The following is a 17,731-nucleotide window of genomic DNA, read 5'->3' as shown; positions in this document are numbered from 1 at the left end:
TCGGCCTAGGTTGATCTCTTCAACCATCTGACGCATCTTGAGCTCATGCGCCTGAGTACGAAGCAAAAATAAGTGGTCCATCAGCTTGCGGTGATGGTCAACCTATTCTCGGACAAGACAGCGCGAATAGCTCGTGCATTCGGCCTGAGCTTGGTTGATGAGTTAGTCAATTGCTCCTGGTTGCGGTTCGTAATATAAACAAAGGCTCTAGCCTTTACGAGTGATTGAACTCCGTCAAAGCCTATCATGGAGTTTCCACCGGTCACTAAGGCTACATTTCCCTTTACTACTTGAGCGTCTATAGTTTCAGTAATGATGAATAGGTATTCGGTAAGCCATAATTGATTCTTGTTAAAATAGTGTTTATCGTAATCGTTTATTTTAATAAAAAAACCACCTGAGCTGGCCTCTCCATTAGAACAGGATTTAATTTAAAAATTAAGATAATCAACTATTAAGCGATCACTACAGTTTTTCCGCGATAGGTCTTGGGTATGGCGTTTAGCGTTCAGCCTAAAAGGAATGCACGCTCCCAGCTACTACTGGCTCCCAGTCGAGTCAGTAACATCATTCCAACACCGGCTTCGCCCTCTAATAGCCCCAAATCGGAACGGTGTGTCTCAGAACTATCAAGGTGAATAGAAACGTCCTTTTCTTCTTGGGGCCATACTCTGCTGACAGTATCTCCTAACCATTGATGGGAAGCCTGTTCCAAAATGGAAGCCTGATAGCGGTTGGCAAATTGGGAAAACAAATAGGCAGCCCCGGCCGAGCCATGACATAGTCCTGCGTCTGAAATGAGGGTTTCCATTCGACTCCGACGGGGAGCCGCTTTTACTATTGTGTACTCCGCAATCTGCCTCCATCGGTCACTGCGTAGTATCTCTCCCGCCCGCCAGTACGTGTTGGCGATCCCTAAATCGCCGTAGCACCACGCTAGACGGCTATATTCGTCCTGAGACTCATCAGTTACTCGATTCGGAAATACCGCGATGCCCTCCTTGTTACGACTATTCCACATCCAGCGCAACGCTCCCTCAATCAACCGGACGCATTGGGCCTTTGCGTATCCCCGTTTGTATAATAGACACAGAATGGCGACAATACTGGCTGTACCGTGCGAAAGACTAAGGTTATAGTCAGCGGGGTCTTCCGGCTTGCGTTCACCGAAGTTTGGGAACAGCCACGTTACCTCGCCGTTATTTTTCTCAACCGCTATCGTTGCTAACTGAGCGATTATTTGCGTGAGATAAGCGTCTATTTCGGGGGTAGGCCGACGTTCCAGAAAGTAAAGACAGGCCCCCAATCCACCGTGCAAATAGTCAAAATTGCCTGTACTCAGATCCTCCATTGACAACAGGAACAGGGGTTCATCGAGCGCGGCAATAATCTCCTGCGGATCGTCCGTGCTGTCATGCAGGAAACCGTTGTTGGCTAAGTGCAGAAAGCCCCAGGCAATACCGGCGATACCTCCCGCAAAGGTGTGGTCTACTTTGCCGGTGCCAATGGCGTCAATACCGGACCCCAGCCGTTCCCATACTCGGTTAGTGTCAATAATCCCAAATTGTCGGTGGTAATAACTTTCGAATAGCGCGTACCCCGTCTGACCGCCCATTAGCGAAACCACCTCCGTAACGGGCTGTTCGGTTATGTGCTCGTATATCCGGTGCAGTAAGGTTTCAACGCTGGTTTGACTATCGATTAAAACGTTGTTCATGGTCATTTCGGTAAGTGATGGAAGAATCTGGTTGTAGACCACTTTTTACTGCGTTAGTTCAGCGGTTACCCTGCGGAATTTGCGGGAGACGTAGTCAGCCAGCGTTCGGTCGGCAAAGATGATGTTGCCACTACCCTGCATCCCGATCCGAACCCGACGGGCCAGCCGTTGGTAATCCGTCAATTGAATCTTAATCGTAAACAGCCCTTTCTCGTCGGGCGTCAGCGAAACCTGACTAACCGCACCCCGCACGATACCCCATTCGTAGACCGGGTACGCGTCTAACTTCAGCACCACCGCCTGCCCGGTTTTAAGCTGACCAATCCGCGAGGAATTCACCTGGGTGTACGCATACAGCGGAGCTTGTTTGTAAATCATCTTGAGGATGGTAGCGCCCGACGCGGCCTCTTTCTCCCCATCAAAAACGAACGAAACTGTTCCGGCCCGCCCGGCTTTCAGAATCAAGTGATTGTCTACCGTTACCGAAAATAGGCCAAACCGGCCTTCAATCCGTTTCCGAATGGCTTCCAGCGAGCTTCGAAGCAATGCCCCTTCCGCCTGAAAGTCCGTACTCTTTTTGCTGAGTTGCTGATTTATACTGCTGATCTCCAATTTTTTCGAAGCAATTTGCTGGTGGAGTGAACGCTCGTCCTGTCGGAAATTCTGGGTAGCTGACTGGTTGGCGTATTCCATTCGCAACTGGGCGGCTTCAAACCCATTCAGGTCGTTACGGCTGATATCGCCCTGGCGGTAGAATTCCTGATTCATCCGAAACAAGCGCTGCGCTTCATTAACCTCGTAATGAAGTTTAACCGATTCTGAGGCCCACTTTTTTTGCAGCACATCAACCTGCGTTTGGTTCAGGCGAATATCTTCCTGAATTTGTGCCCGGTTCAGTTCGAGCATCTGACGTTCGTTGCCGGTTGACGCCGTTCTAAACTGCTGGTATTGATTCAGCTTGGTGCGGGCTACCGAAAACTCATCGACCAGCGCGGCTACTTCGGGGGAACTTACCTCCAGCAGGGGCGTTCCGGCCACTACAGGCTGTCCGACCTTAACCAATGTTTGTTCGACGTACATCGTCGAAGGAAAGCGGTACATCGCTTCGGCCACTTCCGATTTCACCACAAAGGGCACCTGAATCATATCGGGAAACTTGATTGTCAATCCCAGACCGGCTCCGATCATCACCAGGACGACGGCCCACCAGCCCAGCTGGCTCAATACCCGCTGCCGTACATCGGCCAGGGGCGCATCATCTACGTGGTATAGATCCTCGTACTGTTTTTCGTCCAGTTCAGCCAACAGCGCGTTCATCGGATAAGTAGTCAATGTAGGTTTTAATGAAATCGTAGTAAATGCCCTGTTTGTCGATCAGTTCTCCATGATTGCCCTCTTCGGCAATCGTGCCGCCGTCGAAAACCAGAATCCGGTCTACGTTTTTGAGGGTGTGCAGCCGGTGCGCAATGGAGATGATCGTTTTGCCTCTGAAGCGTTCGTAGACATTATCCAGTATCCGGCGTTCGGTTTCTACGTCGAGCGCACTACTGGCTTCGTCCAGGATGATAATATCGGGCTGATCGGCCACGAACAGCCGGGCAAAGCCGATTTTCAGCACCTGTCCGCCGGATAGGCTGCTGCCGAAACTGCCCACCATGTGATTGTAGCCCAAATGGTTTGATTTAACGAATTGATGCAAATCGGCGAGTTGGGCGGCTTCGGCAATGCGTTCCGTTGAGGCCGACAGGTTGGCACAGCGGATATTTTCTTTGATCGTATCATTGAAGATGTACGTATCCTGCGGAAACAGATGAACGTGTTTGCGCAGCATTTTGGGATGGATGTCGCGCAGCTCGGTATCGTCGCAGAAAATCTGACCTTCGTAGTCAGGATACAGGTTCATCAGTAATTTGACGAACGTCGATTTTCCCGTCCCGTTTCGCCCAACAATGCCGATCCGTTCGCCGGGCCGGATCTCGCAGTTTAGATTCTTCAGTACGTATTTTGACTCCTTCTGCTGATACCGAAAGGAAACGTTGGCGAACCGAATCGCACCGCCAGAAAAATGGGACACTTGCCCCTGAACGTCCGCCTTTTCAGGGTTTTCCAGAAAAATCTCATTCACTTTATCAAAGCTGACACTGAGTTGGGCCACCATCATCCAGAGCATACTGACACTGTTCACTGAATTCATCAGGATCATGAAAATGGCCGTAAATGCCATGTATTGCCCGATGCTCAACTGGCCAATGAAAATCTGATAAGCACCCACCCAATAGACGGCAATCTGACTGAAGATGAAAATAAGCCGCTGCATCGAATTGATCAGAATCTGCTTCTGCTCATCGGACATGACGGAGTTGATGGATTCGCGGTGGAGTTGCTTCCAGCGAACGAGTTTATAGCGTTCAATCGACAGTAATTTGACGGTTTTAATCCCCAGCAGCGTATCCAGAAAACTACCCATCGAGGCCTGATTCTTGTGATACACTTTCTGGCGCAGATTCTTCACGATTGGAATAAAGTAGACCGTCGTCAGGGCGTAGGCCAAAAAACAACTCAGGGCAATTGTGCCCAACTGAACGTTGAAGCTGAACAGAATCGGGAAGTAGATCAGCATGAACACCACGTCCAGAAACTGCTGAATGAGAATGGGATTGGTCAGTTGACGAATGCCTATACCTTCCTGAAACCGGGCCATAAATTCCTCCCGCTTGCGGTTATCGTAGTAGGTTTGTTTCAAGGAAATTAGCCGCTCGAAAAACATACCCATGAACTCCGTCTCGAAGCGGAAGCGGTAATGCATCATCAGCATTGAACGGGCGTATGTCAGCACCACCTGCACCACAAAAACCAGCAGCAGCCCCGCCAGAATCCCGACCAGTAGTTTCCGGTTCTGATTGATGAGCACGTTATCGAGCATGGTCTGCGTGAACAGCGGCAGCACCAGCCCAACCAGTTCCAGCACCAGCGAAAACAAAAAAACTTCCAGCAGCGGCCGCTTGCCTTCTTTCAAAATGGGCAGATATAACTGCCGGAAAACCGATGCTTTTTGCTGTTTGTGTTGCCGGGCGGCTTCCTGCAATTCGGTGCGTTGGTGGAATTGTTCGGTTGGCTTCACTTCCAGCACGATGCCGCTCCACTTGTTGCAAAACTCGTCTTTGGTATAGCGCGTTTTGCCAAAAGCCGGGTCAGCTACCCGCACGTGCGTATCGGTGGCTTCGTAGACAACCACAAAATGCTGGCCTTCATAGTGGGCGATGCAGGGCAACTGAATCTGTTGCAAATACGGATAATCCAGTTCGTAGCCTTCGGCCCTGAAGCCGAAACTCTCGGCCACCTCCATCAAATCGTAGAGACTGGTACCCTCCCTCGTTACTTCGCTCAGTTTAGTCAGCAAATGGCGAATATCCTGCGCCCCGTAATGCTTGAAAATCATGGCCAGACAAGTCGGACCGCAATCCATGCCGCCCCCCTGGTCGATATACGGAAACCGGTCTACCATCGCGTAGGGACTCCCCTTTCTACCCAGCACCGTTTTCAGGACGTTTTTCATGGGTTTTGGGATTAACAGGCGATTAATTCGGGCGTTGATTTAGTACGGGCCAATACCGTCCGGCCGTAGGTGATCCGGTACTGTTTGTGCAAGTGGTAATAAATGGAGTACTCTACAAACCGTTGCCGACTGCGGAATAACCGATTGGTGGTCATGTGAATCAGGCTGCCCAGCAGCGAATGCAGCGATACCCTCAACTCACCCCGCTCGGCCAGATGAGTAAACAGATTCACGAATGGCTGTAAGGCTACGTGCCGCTGTTGATTCAGTTCGTAGAAGAATTGGTGTTCGTCATTGGTTTCGGCCAGTAGTTCGTCGATAGCCGTTTCGATGGCCTTATAGCGCGTGTCCAACTGCTTTTTGAGCGTTTGATTATAACCGAATTCCTTGCCAAAGCTGGTAGCCATGCGTTCGGTGAACTCCACTTTCTGTTTCAGGTCAAGACCAAAGTCGGTTAGTAACGTATCGGTTAGTTTCATGCCGAACCGCCAGCGGCATTCTTCGCCTTCCACGCCTTCAATCCTACTCAGAAATTGCAGAATTACCTGGCTGTCAAGATGAAAATAGTTTTCTAAAGCATCAATCGAGTTCGCGCCGTAGCGTTCTAATTCCCGGTTATAGGTGTCGTTCATCACCGCCGTAACACTTTTATTTTCCAGATACGGCACCAGGTTATCGTGTATTTCTTGAACCACAGCACCCAGAAAAGACGGGTGCTGTAGGTGGAAACGAATGCGAATGTGACCGTCCGGATCGCCGTAGCGAATAAAGAAAAACCGATCAGTCCAACCCTGCTCGGCAAACCGTCGGGCCAGCGGATACAGGACGTCCGTCAGCAGACTATCGGCGATTTTGCTGCCGGTATAAATTTTGTAATAAAGCCAGTCCGAACCAGCGAAAAACTTACGGATGACCGGTGGAGCAGGCTTTTCGGTAGATGGCTGGAATTGCGCATAGACCGATTCCGACTCATTTTTAAAGGCCACCACAAACTGATTCGTATGCCAGCCTCCTGCCGACTGCACAACGGCGTTATCAGCCCGAAACAGGAATTCTTTAAGGGTGAACGTGGCCCTAGATTTGATTTCGTTAACAAACGTTTCGGCCAGCCACTGGTTTTCCAGGTCGATGTACAGTTCGTTGTCGTAATCGATCAGGCGTACGTAACGGGGTATCCTGTATTGCTCTCGCCAACCGTCAATTTCACGCCGTAGCATCGGCCAGTCCAGTTGTTTCAACGCCCTTACCAATGGTTTCACGTGCTGCGCCTGACAGTTCCAGCGAGCCTCCGATAAAATCAAATTGTCGAGCACAATACGCGGCACAAAAACAAACATCGAAGCCGCTCCACTTATTCCTGCGCCCAGGAACGGACGAACGGACTGATCCTGCAAGGCACAGAGAAAATGGTAGATGTCTAAAGAATCGAAATTTGAATAATTGTGGGCGTTGGCCAGCCGGGGCACAATAATTTTATTGAGTGAGCGCGACCGGAGTATCACTTGATCGTTGCGAATGCGGATCATTAAATCGGTTACCGAAAGTTGATGCTCGCGGTCAACCGATGCTTTTCCAAGGTAAGGAATCTGATAGGTTTTTAACTGAGGCCGGATGATGATATTACCAGTGCGGGCTTCGGGCAGGTGAACGATATCGGCAAAAACAACATCGGGCCAGATCTGGTCTTCGGCGTCGCTAATCTGGTGCAACAGATTCATCACAGTTGGATCGGTGTGACCGAAGCGGCCTAGGAGCATGGTCCCTGTGCTTCCACCAAAACTATCCAGCACGAAAACCTCCCGGCCGTTTTCGCGAATCACCGAAAACATAGCGGCATTAGTTGGGGGCAGCGGGGTGGTATTTTCGGTCGGTAAGGCCGCGAGTTCATCCTCGGCAATCGTAATTTGGTACGTACGGTGGAGTTGGGCTTCGGCCACTTTCTGAAATAAATACGCCTGCTCCGGCAGAACCGTCCAGCTACGTTTAGCATTCGCAGCCTTGCCCGGTACGACGCCATCCAGCAGTGGGGAGACATCTAATTGAACACCTCCGGCGGGAAAGCCAATGCCCATTTCCGGATCCAGTGCCACAACGAGCGGGATTTCTTCATCCTCGTATTTGTCGGTAAACCGGCGCCGAAAATCATCCAACGCTCCCTCACTGTGAGGGGTCAGTTTAAGGAGCGTTGGAATCTTGGCAACTAATTTATTAATGAGTCCCCGGTTTAGCTGGCCGGAGAGCGTGGGGAGATACGTGTCGATCTGAAACAGCACTCTACGGTCGAATGGTGTACTCAGTTGGCTCAATTTCTTTGCTACCTCGCTCAGCGCGTCGGTAGCGGGTTGTTGCTCCTGGTTTTCAATGGTCTTCAGATCGGTGAGAACCTCCTGCAATAAAGCCACAATACGTTCCAGCCCGGCAGAAGGGTGTTGGCCACCAATCGTTTGCAGAGTGGTCAATAATTGTACTAAAAAATCGGCACCAGTCAGCGACGGTTCCAGTTCACTAACCAGCAACTGGGCGTCAATGACCGACTGGACAAAGTCTTGGGCGGCTTCGGGGCTAATCTCGTCGGATACCAAAGCGTTGGTCAAGTCGCTTACGGATCGGCCTAACTGCGCTCTTTGGAGAACATCGGTTAAGTAAGTACTCTTGTCAGCACTACTCAGGTGGTGCATTCGCTGACCCTGCTCGCCGTAGCGGTAGACCACGTAGCGGTATTGGTTGTTCACTTCGTACAGACTCGAATTCGGGAAAAACCTCAGATACGGTTTTACGTCATCGTGCTTTTCCAAATCCTGCGCCAGCGCACAGAGGTAATTCATATCGAGTCGAACGACTCGTTTTAAACTACCGGTGTTCTCTATACGCAGGTTGGTTTTGCCTGTATCGAGCGGCACTGTAGCAAAACCGCCGAACAGACCGAAGGGTGTGCAGCGCGTGGCATACCGGGATAAATACTTAATGAGTGGATAAAGGAGGCGCCGTGTTTTTTCAGCGGGATGACGACTAAAATCGAGCTTGATGGCTTCTTCGTACAGTGCAGGTGAAGCAATGTAAAGTGCTTCTAAAAAGGCCGGATGTTGGAGTTGCTCACTTAATTTAGTCCAATCGAGCTTGTCAATGGCGGAAAACCCGGCAGCCGGAATCCGGACAAAAGCCGTGTCAAAAGCAGTCGTTTTCATGGAGGTAAAGAGCAGGAATGTTGATCGGTACTGAAACTACTGGCTGGAATACACGAAGGAGTTTGAACGTAATAAAACTCCTTCGTGCTTATCAGCAGTTTATTTTAGCACTCACGCGTATAAGAAGCATTCGTATTTTTGCCACCGCCCACTACGTGTTGCGCCTGGCTCTTTGACATTGACACAACTTTGTCGGTCTTGAGCGTAATTTTTACCCCTTGCTTTTTCATGTTAGTTGTGCTTATTGGGATCGCAGAAATGCCGACTTGCTATAAGCCCTCCTACAATATGGCGCGTTTGGCTCTTCGATAACGACACAACTTTATCGGTCTTCAATGCAATTTTTACAACTTTCTTTTTCATGATTTTGACTTAATTAATTGTGACTTGTTTTGCCTACTCTATTAGTTTTCGGCATTACCTTTTCGGTTTAATCGAGCCGTCTTGGCCGATCAGTTAAAAACATAGCAAGTACGGCTTCTTTTCAGGCCGCCTGCAATATTCTGGGCTTGAACCTTCAACAATGAGACGACCTTGTCAGTTTTCAGAGTGATCTTTGTTTGCTGCTTTTTCATGATTGTTGTTTTATGAATGGTTTGAATGCCCAGTACTCAATCAGCGATTTTCGGCGGTTTTCTTTTTGATCTAATGCCGACTTTACGACCAGATAACTAACAAATATTTCGTGAGCAATGGTAACTTAGCAACATGCCCCCTTCTACCGACTGGCTTTGGCTCTTTGAAAGTGAAATGATCTTGTCGGTTTTTAGTGTGATTTTTGCAACTTTCTTTTTCATGGCTTTAACTTAATTAATTTGTGATTTGCTTTGCCTACTCTATTAGGTTTTCGGCGTCCCCGTTTGGCTGTATTGCCAATACAAACTTGGGTGATGGCTGAATCCTACAAAAAAAAAAGCGCACAAGGCGTCGGAATGAACCGGTGGAAGGGTGAAAACTGGGACATGAATCGTACGTATACAAGGCGAGTTTTCAGGCGCACATTGTTCTCATTTTACAATTTGCCTCCTATTTTTATTTTTGCCCGAACGGGCAGGTCCGCCATTGCGGGTCCTGCCGTTCTGCATCTAAACCCTGAATAAGCCATTGGCTTTATATCGCGATTTATTGTACGGTGAGAATTTCCACATTTCTCGACTTCGTTGACGACTCATGCGGTGCTTTACTACGGCTCATACGGTATTTGAACCGGTTGGTAATCTTCTTTTTTGGTTCTCGTAGGCTGTGTCTTACTTTTTCGGCTAACTTTCTATATGTAGCCGGATTATGTAAACCGGTCTCCTGACATGTTTATGTTACAAGCTGTTTCTCGTCCGCTTTACCTAGCCTCGTTGCTGCTGAGTGGCTTGGTTTGTACCAGTACACTGGCGTTGGATAGTAGCCTGCCGTTTAAACATCTGACTTAGGCCGATGGCCTGCCCGACCCAACGGTGCGTTGTTTTACCCAGCATCTTAATGCATAGAAATATGGAGCAGCCTACCAGTAAAGAAGTAAAATCGTTTCAGCAGCAGGTAAGCTTAGTTGAACTAAAAAATGGTAACCAAGCCTATATCAAGAAAATAGTCAGCGATTATAGTTGGTGGACCTTTGAGCATACCGACGTATTCCAGCGTGAGCTAACATCTTACCAGTTGCTTACCAGTTTTAATCTTGTCCCCCCTCTTTTGGTGGTTGATCAGGTCAATAAACAGTTTACTATAGAAGCCATGATCACTTTAAGGCCAAAAGACCAACAGATTCAACCCTTCTTAGCCAGTCTTATCAACCTGCTTCGCACCTTAAAGAGCATAGCTGGACAAGAATTTCAAGTCTGCTCATGGCAGCATTTATTGAATTTATACTGTAAAAAAGGCCAGGTAGCCCAAGTGAGTCCATGGCTGTTGGACGAGATGGTAGCTATTGTGAGTAAATGGGCGAACTACGAGAGCTATCCGATATCTTATGTGCACGGGGATTTACATTTCGGTAATCTGCTTTATGATGGAAAATCGGTTAAACTCATCGATTTTGAAGAAGCCATTCAATCGCATTCAATTATGGATGCCACCAGTTTATCCTGGGACGTACTGGATTGTTTTGGGCAGGAAGCGTATGACCGTTTCAAACGATTATACCGAAACGCATTCCAAGCCGAGTTAATTGAGTTAAGGGAATGGAAGCGATTTTGTCAACTTCGAGATTGGATTGTCGGTCGTTATTTGGCGACGTGTTGTCCCCAAGAAGTTAAACAACAGGCCTATCAATTTATAGTCGCTACTGAACCAATGCCAGCAGTTTAACTCGATGAACGGATTAGAACCTAAAGAAGAAAACACTTATTTACTGAAAGAATTCTGTGCTTAATTTACTCTTTTACATAAAGTGAGTGGTTACGATCCCCGATGCCCTTAAACTACTATCTCTTCGCCTCTTCCTTTTGCCGTTTTATAGCACTAATCGAACGGCTCATGCAAGTTGTTATTCATTCAGAAAGCAGATTTGCTTTGTTTTAGGTACTGGTATTAAATCGTCAATCAGATGACTCAATCAGGAATTGTTGTCCGTGAAAGCTTTCACTTGGCCTACACCATTGAAGGGGAAGGTCTGCCCATGCTTGTCATTGGCAGTGCTGTTTATTATCCACGCACTTTTATGGGCGATATCCGTCAACGTCTTCAACTGATCTTTATCGACCATCGTGGCTTTGCTCACCGAGCTAACCCTCAACCCGATACGGACCCTGTCAGCATGGACGTATTGCTAGAAGATATGGAGCTGGTCAGACAAACACTGGGCCTTAAGCGGTTTATACTGGCCGGCCATTCTGGGCATGCCTTTCTAGCCCTTGAGTATACCAAGCGCTATCCCCAGTACGTATCGCATCTGCTACTGATTGGGGCTAGCCCTGACTTTAGTACTAGCACTACCCAAGCCCGATTTGATTTTTTTGAGCAGGATGCTACCCCCGCCCGTAAAGCCGCTTTACAGCAGCGTTTAGCGGCTTTAGCTGGCCTGAATGCGGATCAGCCGGATCGTCGTTTTATAAATCTATGCCTTTGTACAGGGCCCTTAGGCTGGTATGATTATGACTTTGATGCTGGTTTTCTTTGGGAAGGGGTAACCACTAATATGGCCATTATTGACCCGATGTGGGGGGTGCTTTTTCGGGACATTGACATATTTGCGGGCTTAGCTCAATTGACTCAGCCAATTCTACTAGCCCTTGGCAGGTACGACTATTTAACGGGCTTGCCCTTTCTGTGGGAGCAAGCGAAGAGCAGATTCAATAACCTAAGCATCGCTATTTTTGAGCGGAGTGGGCATACGCCCCAGTATGAGGAATCCACTCGGTTTAATCAATCTTTATTGGATTGGTTAGCTGTTTATCCGTTTGATGAAAAGCACGACTTAGTTCATTAGGTTGTAGGCTAATTATTACTTTATTCCCTTTACCTAAGATTAGTGGCTACAATCCCGGTACCGCAACGGCGGACCGTGTCGGAGCGGCCGCGGTTGCAAAAGTCGTTATGACTACGGATCGGCTCGTTGAACAGGCAGTTTTTAGCATACTGATTGAATCGTATGCTAGGGGTTATACTTGACCGTTATAAAAACGGATGTAATCAAACGATACTCCTCTCCTACTCAAAAACCGTCCAGATAAATGGCAATTAATTGTACTTGTTAGAGATTTAACTGACTGTTAATGAATGATTTGCGTGAGTTACAAGCATAAATTAAAATCGTTCACGAAAACCTCCGAATACAATTAGGACAAGACAGAAGCGACGACCAACTGATGAACGTTACCTGGTAAGATCGATTAAAAAAAGGGCCATACCGCCCATCACGGAGTGGCCCTTGTAGTCATCTCCTGCGCTATTCCTTCAGCGTCGCTAGAAAACTCACCAGGTCACGGATTTCGCGTTTGGTGAGCAGGTACTTCATGTCGGGCATACTCGACGGTGCGTACGTGGTCTTCACAATCTGGTCTTTCGGAATGGTCCGGTCAGGGTCATTGCCGATTTTTACCACCAGGTCGGTGGCCGTATCGCGCTGCACGATGCCGCTCAGCGTTTTGCCGTCTTTCATCTCCAAAGTCGCCGTGCCGAAGCCAGGGGCCAGCCGAGCACTGGGGTTGATGACCGCTTCAAGCAATTGGTTCCGCCCCAGCCGGCTCGAGACCCCGTTGAGCCGTGGGCCAGCGTTGCCGCCCAGGTCGTCGTAGGCGTGGCAGCGGATGCACTGCGCCGTTTCGTGACCGAAGAAGATCGTCCGGCCGCGCTCGGCATTCCCGCCGTACAGACTGGCTTGATAGGAGGCCAGCAGGGCGTCGGGCGATTGGCTGGCCAGCGTTTGTTTGTAGCGACCAATCAGGTCGGGCGCCCCGCTTTCGGTAATGGCTTCATCCACCTCCAGTCCGATTTCGGTCGGAACTTTACCCGCCGATAAGTCACTCAGCAGCCGCTCAAATACGGATTTGGTCGTAGCCACAGGCAGTTTGCCGAGCGTCAGCAGGGCCGCCTTTTTCTCCCCGTTGTTCGTGCCGTTCAGCACCTCACTTAGCTTCGTCACGATTTGTGGTTTAGGCAGGCTGGTTTTACCCAGCAGTTCGATGGCCGCTACCCGCAATTTAGGGTCGCTACCCGCCAGCGCGGTCTGAACGGCGGGCGTCAATTGCCGGTCGTTCATGGCGGCCAGCGCCTGCAGGGCCTCCACCCGGATCTCGGCGTCGGCGTCGGTCCGGATGCGCTCGAGCAGGACCGGCCCCGCGCTGTTCAACGACAGGCGGCTGATGGAGCGAATGGCCGATCGACGCAGTTTGGCATCCCCGTTCGTCGCCAGCGATGCATAGAGCGGCCCGGTCCTGGCTTTCACCACAGCGAGGTCACGCGCCATTGAACCCCGGTAGCGCCCATCGACCCGGTCGAGCAGCGACGGTTTAGCCCACGTGCTAAGGGTTTCTATAGCCTCGGCCCGCATCGCCACGGGTTTTCCCTCCGTGCCCGCGTAGCGGATGAGTTGCTGCATGGCTTCGGGCGTGCCCATGCGCAGGTTCGCGTTGATGGCCCGCCGAATCAGGGCTTCGTTCGTAAACGTCGTGCTGGTCAATACCCGGCCCAACGCGGGCAGTGCCGCCAGAATCGATCCGTCGTCGTTGATGCCGCGGGCCGCTTCGGTCACAATAAACTCGTCCGCATCGGTCAGGAACCGGGCAATGCCGGGGTTACTCATCCGACGCAGGGCCACCACCGCGGCCGTCCGCACCGCCTTCGAGGGGTGGTTAACCAGCGCAACGAGCGCATCCGCGTTGCCGATCCGGGCCAGTGCCAGGCTACCGGCGTGGCGGAGGTACGTATCCTCGTCGTTGTTGGCTTCGAGCAGCGCAATGAGTGATTGGACGGCAGGCCCGTAGGCGAGACGTCCGAGTGCTTCGGCGGCAAAGAACCGGGTGCGGGCGTTGGTATCTTTTAAGAGCGACACCAGGGCCGGACCGGCCGCTTTGTAGCGCATATCGCCCAGCCAGCGGGCGACCTGCGCCCGAATTTCGGGGTCGGGGTCGGTCAGGTAAGGGGTAAGCTGCCCGGCGTAGCGGGCGTCTTTACGGGCCAACTGGCTCAGGCCCCAGATGCTGTGTACCCGCGCCAATTGGCTGTCGGTCTGTTTGAGCAGTTGCCCAAACACCGCAACGCCCGCGTCACCCCGTTTGGCCAGTTCAAACTGGGCCTTCTGCCGTACGCGCATGTCCTCGTTTTTCAGGTGCCCGCCCAGGGTCGCAACCGGTAGTTTACTAAAGTCCTCGGCCAGCAGCTTTTTGGTGAGTGCCCGTTCAGCGCTGTTGGCCCCGTCTTTATCATCGAGTTTCCAGATGCGGCCGTAGTTTTTGGTGCCCCAGCCGTTCACCCAGTCCGCTACGTAGATGGCCCCATCGGGCCCGAAGTCCAGGCCTGTCGCCAGCACGTTACCCAGAATTTTCTTTGTCCTATTCAGCTCAAACGAGGCTCCTTTGGGCTTCAGGGTAAAAGCATGAATACCTGACGCGGCCGGACTGCCCACAAACTCGGCCACGAAGAAGTGATCTTTGTATTTGGGGCCCAGGGCCGTGCCGGGGTTGTAAAGCATTCCCGTCGGGCCGCTGACGTAGTTGGCGAGCGGGGGCAGAAAGTAAGCCGCCTGCCCCGCAAAATGCGGCTTGTGCATCTGCTCATCCATCCACACTTTGTAAGTGTTATTGAGCGGGTCACGGTATTTGCCATATTGCCAGTTACTGCGCCAGCCCGTATCGGAGCCATCGACAATATATACTAACCGCTCTTTCTCACCGGGGTGGTCGCCGTCGTTGTCTTCGCTGATGAGGTTGCCGTACTGGTCAAAGACAAACTCGTGCGTGTTGCGAACCCCGTAAGCAAAGACCTCGAAGTCGCTGCCGTCAGGGTTGGCCCGTACCACAACGCCACTATTGGGGTGCGCCCATTGGCGTCCGTCGGAGCCGGTGCCGTTGAAGCCGATGTCACCCATCTGCCAGTAGATGCGTCCATCCGGCCCCATCTCCACGCCCGACAGGTTGTGACCACTGAAGCCGATGTGAACCCCGTAGCCGTGGGAAAGCGACTTTTTCTCGTCGGCAATGCCGTCGCCGTTCTTGTCCCGCAGTCGCCAGAGGTCAGGGGCCACGGCTACGTACAGGTCGTTTCCATCGGCCAGCACCCCACCCATGATGTCGGTGGTTTCGTCGTGGAAGTCCTCAATGACCAATGTCGACCGGTCGGCTACGCCGTCGCCGTTGGTGTCTTCGAGTCGAAATAGTTGTTCCTTTTCGACGGTCATATCGCGCCAGTCGTGCGAATTGTCGCCATTGACGTCCTTCAGCCATGTATTCTTCTGGCTGTTGGCGGGCGACAGGACCCGATGCAGAAACGCGCGTTTGTCCTCGACGGTCTGCAGCCGGTTCGATTCAATTTCCCAATCGGGATGTCCCCGGATGTCGAACTCCGAATTTTTCTGGCGGTTCGTGCGGGTGTAGTACAGCCGCCCGTTGTCGTCCATGTCGATGGCAATCGGGTCGTAGACGAGCGAGTCAACGCCCCATAAGCTGAGCGTCAGGCCCTCTTCGAGCCGGGGTTTTACGAGGGCTTCGACGGCGCGGGCCATGTCGGCGGCTTTTTGGGGCGCAAGCTGCTTGATGCGCCGACTGAATGGGTCATCCATGAAGCTGGTGAGAGCGACCCAGGTAATCAGGCCAACAGTGGTCAACGGAAGAATCAACCGTTGACGTGGAAAGCGGGTTAAGTTGTTCATATTAGCTAGGTAGAAGACAGGTTTTTGGAATGAGACGAGTTGACGTAGACCTGATCACCGGTTGAAAAAGTGGCTTTGACGACTACGTTACTACCAAACTTCTTTTCCAGGCGGGACTATATGCATAATGTTACAAAAGAAGCTTATGTTTACCGATAAGCGATAGCGAATGCGGTTAATTGAGTTTTTAACCTATTATAAACGAACGGTTTGTACTTAGAATTAACTATGCTAAAATCGTCCAAATAAACATCCCAATGATTTCGAGATGTATCGTCCGTGTATCGTCCTAAAATCACCCGATGGTGCCCGCAAAATCGGTCGGTTTCAGGACGGATCATCGAGAAATCGTACCGGAAATACCGAGTGATTAAAGCAGTACAGTAAGTCAACACTCTGTGAATGATTACACATAAAGTGTTGGCTGAGTTTTTATACGCTCAATACCTTTTTTATATTACACTCCATTTCGTGAGACCCCTATCAATAGAAAATCGGTTTGTGAATCCTTTACCATGAGTTTACCTCATCTCTCACTGAGTGGCTCATTCGTCTGGCGTGGTTTGTCAGCCTTCTGGTTCGACCAGCCGCATGCCCGTAATGGCCTCGCTTTTATGCGCCTGACCTTCCCTCTTGCCGTGGCTTTGCTGCTAGCCTTTGACACGATTGGCCAGCCGTACTTCCCTGTTTCGGGCCTAATCAATACGGCTCAATTTGCCCCCTTCGTCTCGCACACGGCTCATTTACTGAATACTCCCTCCCGCGTGGGGTTACCCCAAGAGGTGCGTATTATGGTATACGGCCAGTCCATCAGTGCGCAGAATTGGTGGAACGACGTCCGGCGGTATTTGATGAATCGGTATCCCCAAATTCGTATTGTCATGGTCAACCGGGCAATTGGGGGGTTCAGCACCGAACGGCTGAAACTCACGGTCGACAACGATGTGGTGCCGTTTTATCCCGATTTGATTCTCCTGCACGATTACGGCAATGAGCGCGACTACGAGCGAATCATCCAAATCATCCGTAGCCGGACCACCGCCGACCTCGCGCTTCAAACCGACCACGTCGGGATTGGCCAAAACGAGTCGTGGCACGACCGCCACGCTCAAATTACGTTACCCGCTTTGTGCGCCAGGTACGGCTTAGCCCTGATCGATGTGCGTGCCGGGTGGAAGGCGTACCTGAAGCAAAACCAGTTGGCCCCTTCCGCCCTGCTGACCGATAATGTGCATCTGAACGACCACGGCAACTACCTGATGGCCGAGATTATCAAGCGCCATCTGGAAGCCTTACCCCCAACAGCCGAACCGTCCCCGGTTGTTCGGGTTTTGCGGGCGGGAGTGGATTTTACGGTACGGGACAACATCCTGCGCCTGCGCCTGACGGGTAACCGGATCGATCTGGTTTGGGCACCTTCGGCCTCACCCGATGGGGCAACGACAGTAGTCGTGGATGGCCAAAAGCCTTCGACCCAGTCTGGTTGCTACTATTCTACCCACCCAGCCCGCCAGCCGAATGGCTTCTTTCTGGCCAACATCGGTCAGGTGCTAACGGTGCAGGTAGGCGGTCGGCCCCAGGCGGAAGAATGGACCCTCAGCATAACCGAGGTGGATACCGTCCGGCAGCAACTTGGGTTCCGGCTGCACGGTTCCCAAACCGGCGACGACGGCGCGGGCCGTAGCGACAGCCTGTTTACCTCATCCTCCGGCCGCATACGCATTGCGGCCGATGCCTGGTTTCGCCGACGAAACGCGGGCGATTTTAGCCAGTACTCCTGGCTCAAACCCGGCGACAGGCTGCGGTGGCGCGTCGTCTCCATGTGTCAGGACATGGTTCATCCGGCTGGGGCAGCACCGATTACCGCCGTACAGGGGATTGTGAATAAAACCCATCTTATCGAGCTGACGGGGAAGGCGTTATCGGGCCTTCGCGAAATCCATGTGTACCGCCCCTCGCTGGTTGAATGAGTTGAC

The 17,731-nt window shown here is 51.3% G+C and carries 12 protein-coding genes; 3 read left to right on the top strand and 9 right to left on the bottom strand.

All coding sequences use genetic code 11. The features are described from left to right. Window positions 1-508 precede the first annotated feature (508 nt). The 8 genes from ACYVI1_RS23410 to ACYVI1_RS23375 form a co-directional block, all read right to left on the bottom strand. Window positions 509-1,717 carry a lanthionine synthetase C family protein gene (locus ACYVI1_RS23410; protein ID WP_460913275.1) on the bottom strand — a complete coding sequence of 403 codons (1,209 nt, stop codon included), beginning with the start codon at window positions 1,715-1,717 and terminating at the stop codon, window positions 509-511. A gap of 45 nt (window positions 1,718-1,762) precedes the next feature. Next, a complete protein-coding gene (locus ACYVI1_RS23405; protein WP_460913274.1) occupies window positions 1,763-3,034 on the bottom strand; it encodes an HlyD family efflux transporter periplasmic adaptor subunit in 1,272 nt (423 codons plus the stop codon). Further along, window positions 3,015-5,273: a peptidase domain-containing ABC transporter gene (locus ACYVI1_RS23400; RefSeq protein ID WP_460913273.1), complete on the bottom strand. Its 2,259-nt coding sequence runs from the start codon at window positions 5,271-5,273 to the stop codon at window positions 3,015-3,017. Before ACYVI1_RS23400 ends, ACYVI1_RS23405 begins: the two co-directional genes overlap by 20 nt. A gap of 11 nt (window positions 5,274-5,284) precedes the next feature. Beyond that, on the bottom strand, window positions 5,285-8,458 hold the full coding sequence (locus ACYVI1_RS23395; protein WP_460913272.1) for a lantibiotic dehydratase: 3,174 nt from the start codon (window positions 8,456-8,458) through the stop codon (window positions 5,285-5,287). A 104-nt stretch (window positions 8,459-8,562) separates the two neighbouring features. After that, window positions 8,563-8,688 (bottom strand): class I lanthipeptide, encoded by a 126-nt coding sequence (locus tag ACYVI1_RS23390; protein ID WP_460913271.1) that lies wholly within the window; start codon window positions 8,686-8,688, stop codon window positions 8,563-8,565. 1 nt (window position 8,689) lies between these two features. After that, on the bottom strand, window positions 8,690-8,821 hold the full coding sequence (locus ACYVI1_RS23385) for a class I lanthipeptide (protein ID WP_460913270.1): 132 nt from the start codon (window positions 8,819-8,821) through the stop codon (window positions 8,690-8,692). 89 nt (window positions 8,822-8,910) lie between these two features. After that, window positions 8,911-9,033: a class I lanthipeptide gene (locus ACYVI1_RS23380; RefSeq protein WP_460913269.1), complete on the bottom strand. Its 123-nt coding sequence runs from the start codon at window positions 9,031-9,033 to the stop codon at window positions 8,911-8,913. A 96-nt stretch (window positions 9,034-9,129) separates the two neighbouring features. After that, window positions 9,130-9,255, bottom strand: a complete 126-nt coding sequence (locus ACYVI1_RS23375; RefSeq protein ID WP_460913268.1) for a class I lanthipeptide — start codon at window positions 9,253-9,255, stop codon at window positions 9,130-9,132. Between the two features lie 688 nt (window positions 9,256-9,943). On the opposite strand from ACYVI1_RS23375, the gene ACYVI1_RS23370 reads away from it, so the two are divergent. Beyond that, on the top strand, window positions 9,944-10,756 hold the full coding sequence (locus tag ACYVI1_RS23370; RefSeq protein WP_460913267.1) for a phosphotransferase: 813 nt from the start codon (window positions 9,944-9,946) through the stop codon (window positions 10,754-10,756). 238 nt (window positions 10,757-10,994) lie between these two features. Beyond that, entirely contained in the window at window positions 10,995-11,876 is an 882-nt protein-coding gene (locus ACYVI1_RS23365; RefSeq protein ID WP_460913266.1) for an alpha/beta fold hydrolase, read from the top strand. A gap of 459 nt (window positions 11,877-12,335) precedes the next feature. On the opposite strand, the gene ACYVI1_RS23360 is transcribed toward ACYVI1_RS23365, so the two are convergent. Next, window positions 12,336-15,755 carry a PVC-type heme-binding CxxCH protein gene (locus ACYVI1_RS23360; RefSeq protein ID WP_460913265.1) on the bottom strand — a complete coding sequence of 1,140 codons (3,420 nt, stop codon included), beginning with the start codon at window positions 15,753-15,755 and terminating at the stop codon, window positions 12,336-12,338. Window positions 15,756-16,270: 515 nt separating this feature from the next. On the opposite strand from ACYVI1_RS23360, the gene ACYVI1_RS23355 reads away from it, so the two are divergent. Continuing rightward, on the top strand, window positions 16,271-17,725 hold the full coding sequence (locus ACYVI1_RS23355) for an SGNH/GDSL hydrolase family protein (RefSeq protein ID WP_460913264.1): 1,455 nt from the start codon (window positions 16,271-16,273) through the stop codon (window positions 17,723-17,725). Window positions 17,726-17,731: the final 6 nt, after the last annotated feature.

The organism is Spirosoma areae, assembly GCF_054781775.1.
The sequence above is the reverse complement of the archived record's forward strand: the minus strand, read 5'-3'. Positions and strand labels throughout refer to the sequence as shown.